The sequence below is a fragment of the Hyphomonas oceanitis SCH89 genome (assembly GCF_000685295.1).
GTDB lineage: Bacteria > Pseudomonadota > Alphaproteobacteria > Caulobacterales > Hyphomonadaceae > Hyphomonas > Hyphomonas oceanitis.
Genome location: NZ_ARYL01000140.1, coordinates 1 through 866 on the forward strand (window position 1 = coordinate 1; position 866 = coordinate 866).

Annotated in this window: 1 pseudogene; it reads right to left on the reverse strand. The window is 62.4% G+C overall.

The annotated features are described in order from the left end of the window. Window positions 1-66: 66 nt before the first annotated feature. Window positions 67-866 (reverse strand): annotated as a pseudogene (locus HOC_RS22485) (ParB/RepB/Spo0J family partition protein); the annotation flags it as partial.

Consider the following 866-nt stretch of genomic DNA (forward strand, 5'->3'; position numbering starts at 1 on the left):
TGCGGAAAAGCCGCCCGACATACTGCCGGACGGCTTGCACTTCTATCGACAGGAGACCGCAATATGTCAGGCGGCATCTTGCTCTGCGACAGGTTGGTCTTCGGGACACATTTCGTCCTCGTCTGACGTAAACAGGCTGGCGATCCGTGCCCATGCATCTGCTGGCGGCGACCCTGCACCCTCAACAAGGCGCGTCGGCGGCACCTGCATCCATCCCGGACGCCAATCCGGATTGGCCTCGCACCCTTCGCCTGCGATCCGGTTCCAGATCAGGTTCTTTTGCGCCTTGCCCGTGTCCGTGAGCGCTGCCTTCGCCGTCGTTGGAGACGCGATGTCTGCCACCATGGTATTGATGGCGCGCTTGTCCCGGACGAGATCAAGGAAGACAGGGTCCGGCTTCCAGTAGGCGGCCATGTCGGTTTCGGTGGCGACAGCGACGGCTTCCACAATCGGGCCGCCCGCCTCCAGCGTATCCGCCATCACGAAGGCTAGCACGGTCAAGGTTTCCGCATCATCCATTCCGAGCAGCGCCGCAAAGACCTCGCTGAGGTGATAGGCGTCCCCGTTCGCGCGCAGGGATGCCAGCCCGTGGGCCTCAAACAGGCTGCGGACATGGTCCCCGGCTGTGTTCATTTCTGCGGCGGCACGAGATGCATCGACGCTGTCCTGAATGTCTTCCTTTCGGGCAAGGAATTCATGCCGTCTGACAGCCCACAGGGCCGAGCCGACAATGGCATGCGCCACCATCAGCCGGAGGGCGATTCCAGGGTGTCCAAGCAAAGTCGCACGCGCTGCGCCATGGCGGTGCAGACCGATATATTGTGCGAGTGGCCCGGACATTTCAGGCTTGGTATCGGCTGCTTCCG